General features: G+C 63.8%; 3 protein-coding genes and 1 pseudogene. 2 read left to right on the top strand and 2 right to left on the bottom strand.

Features of this window, described 5'->3' with window-relative positions:
• Window positions 1-150: 150 nt before the first annotated feature.
• Window positions 151-696, bottom strand: a complete 546-nt coding sequence (locus BZ163_RS00265) for a cytochrome b (protein WP_128869345.1) — start codon at window positions 694-696, stop codon at window positions 151-153.
• A pseudogene (locus tag BZ163_RS00260) lies at window positions 693-1,777 on the bottom strand (catalase family peroxidase). The gene BZ163_RS00265 and the pseudogene BZ163_RS00260 overlap by 4 nt, the downstream one beginning before the upstream one ends.
• 156 nt (window positions 1,778-1,933) lie before the next feature.
• Between BZ163_RS00260 and BZ163_RS00255 the strand changes: the two are divergent.
• On the top strand, window positions 1,934-2,440 hold the full coding sequence (locus tag BZ163_RS00255; protein WP_128869344.1) for a sigma-70 family RNA polymerase sigma factor: 507 nt from the start codon (window positions 1,934-1,936) through the stop codon (window positions 2,438-2,440).
• Entirely contained in the window at window positions 2,437-3,189 is a 753-nt protein-coding gene (locus tag BZ163_RS00250) for an anti-sigma factor (RefSeq protein WP_128869343.1), read from the top strand. Before BZ163_RS00255 ends, BZ163_RS00250 begins: the two co-directional genes overlap by 4 nt.
• Window positions 3,190-3,377: the final 188 nt, after the last annotated feature.

Here is a 3,377-nt window from a genome sequence, read left to right as displayed (position 1 = left end):
CCAAACCCTGTCACCGATGTACAGGCCTTTTGCGAAAAACGCCGAACCCTGTAGGAGCCGGCTTGCCGGCGAAGGCGTCTTCATGGGCGATGCAGGGCTTGAGGCCGCCTTCGCTGGCAAGCCAGCTCCTACAGGGGGTGCGGTGAGGGATCAGGTGCGGTCTTTGCCGCGCAACATGCTGTCCAGCACATCATAGCGACGTACCCAGGCGTGGAACAAAGCTGCGGCCAGGTGCAACAACACCGTCAGGAACAGCAGATACGCCAGGTAGCCGTGCGCCTTGCGCAGGAACGCAAACAGCTGCGCATTGGCCGGCACGATCGACGGCAATTGCACCGAGCTGCTGAGCATCACCGGGTCTCCCGCCGCCGAGATCATCGCCCAGCCCAGCAGCGGCAAGATCAGCATCAAGGCGTACAGCAACAAGTGCGAGGCCTTGGCCGCCAGCACTTGCCAGCCTGGCAGGTCCGCCGGCAGCGGCGGCTGTCGCGTGGAAAAGCGCACGACGATGCGCACGATCACCAGCAACAGAATGGCCACGCCCAAGGGTTTATGAAGATTGATCAGCCACTCATGACGTTCGGACACCGAGGCGGCCATGCCTGCGCCGATGAACAGCATGGCAATGACCATCAGCGCCATCAGCCAGTGCAGCAGTCGCGCCAGCGGCGCGAAATGGTTTGGATGAGCGCTCATTGACCAGACTCCTGTTTAGCGGCGGGCAACTGACTGACTTCGCTGGTGCGACGCAGGTAGGATTTGGCGTAACCGGCTGAACGCGCAGCGAGCAGCGGGTCGTCGGACCCTTCGATACCGGCGGGCAATATCAGCGGGTCATAGTTGATGTCACGGCATTCGCCATTGAGTTGCGGCTGGGTGCTCTGGAGCACCAGGGTGCCGGCGTTGACCACTTTGCGGTCGCCAGGCCAGGCCTTGCTGGCGTCGTTGACCGGGTCGCCGGGGTTGGCCAGCGTGATGTTCAACTGCCAACGCAACGGCCCTGCGGCGATCCGCTGGACCAGGTCTTTCTCGAGGAAGTCGCCGCCCTCCGGCGCCGTGGCGCCTGGCGCATCCTGCGCCACCGGCACCATGCTCCAGCGCACCGCTTGCCGCTGTCCGGCCGCGTTCACCAGGTAAAACGCGTTGACGCTGTTGTAGGTTTCGGTCACGTAGCTGGCGGAGGGCTTGGCGGTTTTGACCCAGGCCAGGAAGGGTGCCGATTCAGGGTGCGCACCGAAGAACGCCGGCACGGCGCCAGGTTTGGGTTTGCCGGTGGCCGGGTCCGGCGACTGCGCCTGTTGGATTGATAGAACGCCTCGGGCGTGCCCACCGGGAACACCGGCATGCTGTTCATCCCGGTGCGCCACTGTTGACCGTTGGCCTGGGTGAAACGCAGCGCCAGGCTGCGGATCGGCACGCTGTTGTCCGGCGCATAAGGGTTACCGGCCGGCAAGGCGAAACGTCCGACCACCGGGGTTTGCGGATCATTGAACACCTGGGCGCTGGAGTAGGCACGCGCCTCGCCGCTGCTCTCGAAGTGGCCGATCACGCACACGCCTTTGGAGTGATTACGGCGGAAGCCCGGGTGCACGCCGTTGTTGGTTTCCAGCACATTGATCAGCTTTTTCGGGGTCAGACGTTGTGGATCGAGGGTGCCGTTGACGTAGGCAAAGGCCCCGGCCACTGCGGCGACCACCACGGCAATACCGGCCAGGCGCAACGTCAGGCTCGCGGCACTCAAGGGTGGCCGGGGCGGCGGTGATGAGCGATCTACCATGAAAGACTCCTGGGCCAGCGGCCACAAGTGAGAGGAATCAAGCAGACGCACCCGGTGCAGGTTTATTCCATGGCCCGGTATTTATTTTTTCAGGCGTGGAATAACCTCGGGGGCCGGGCGTCTTCCTAGTCCAGCGTAGTGACTGGTCAGGCCTTCATGAACGATATCGACGAACAACTGCGAGAAATCATTCCCCGGCTGCGACGATTCGCGGTGTCATTGACCCGCAATCCCAGCAGCGCCGACGATCTGGTGCAGTGCTGCCTTGAGCGCGCGCTGTCGAGCTGGGGCGACAAACGTCCCGAGGGCGATCTGCGTGCCTGGTTGTTTTCGATTCTGTACCGGCAGTTTCTCGATGCGCACCGGCGCTCCCGGCGTTATGCGCGGATGCTCGAATTCTTTACCGGACGCGATGATGCGCAGCCCTCGGTCGAGCGCACCGTGATCGCGCAATCGACCCTGCAGGCCTTCGATCGGCTCAACACCGAACAGCGCGCCCTGCTGCTCTGGGTTTCGGTCGAGGGCTTGAGCTACAAGGAGGTCGCCGAGATCCTCGATGTCCCCGTCGGTACCGTGATGTCGCGCCTGTCCCGGGCGCGGCAGGCCTTGCGCCAACTCAGCGATGGCGAAATCACCCGCCCTTCCCTGCGGAGACTCAAATGATCAGCATGCCCCCAAGCGAGCGGGACCTGCACGCCTATGTCGACCACCAATTGAGCGATGACGAGCGACGTCAGGTGGAGACCTTTCTGGCCGGCAACGCTGAAGTGGCCGCCCAGGTACGGGCCTGGCAACAGGACGCCCAACTATTGCGCGCCGCCCTGAGCGGCGCCTTGCAGCGGCCGGCCAACCCGGACCTCGACCCGGCGCTGATTCGCCAGCGCCGCACACGGCAAACCCGTCGTCACCTGGCGAGCGCCGCGGTGCTGTTGATTGCGGTCAGCGTCGGCGGGTTCAGCGGTTGGCAGGCCCGGGAGATGACCCTGGTCGGTGCCCCGCTGCCGATGACCGATGCCCTGCAGGCCTATCGCCTGATCGCCCAGCAAGGCCTGCTGCCGGCCGACTACAAGGCCGGTGACGACGGCGATATGCAGGGCTGGCTCGACCGTTATTTCACCCAGGCCCATCGCTTGCCTGACCTCTCGGCAGCGGGCTTCAAACCAGCCAGCGGACGCTTGCTCAGCACCGAGCAAGGACCGGCGGCGATGGTGGTGTATGAGGATCAGGGCGGGCACAAGATCAGCTTTTACGTACGGCCGCCAGGGCCAAAAAACTTCCTGCTGCCCCGGGGCAGTCGCCGCGATGGCGAGTTGCAGGCGGAGTATTGGTCGGGGGGTGGGTATAACTATGCGATGGTCAGCCCAAGCGACACGCCGGCAGCGCAGATGCTCAAGCAGACCGTGCAGTTCTGACCCCACAAAGGGGTCTGCGCCGGGCACAAAAATCATGGCCAGCCCCCATCAACTGTAGGAGCTGGCTTGCCAGCGAAGGCGGTGTGTCAGTCGACAGATGTTTTGGCTGATATGACGCATTCGCTGGCAAGCCAGCTCCTACAGGGGATCTGTGCCGGGCACAAAAAAGCGTGGTCAGCCCCCATCAA

Source organism: Pseudomonas sp. VI4.1 (genome assembly GCF_002029345.1).
In the GTDB taxonomy this organism is placed as follows: Bacteria; Pseudomonadota; Gammaproteobacteria; order Pseudomonadales; family Pseudomonadaceae; genus Aquipseudomonas.
Note: the sequence above shows the minus strand (reverse complement) of the source record. Positions and strands in the feature narration are given on the sequence as shown.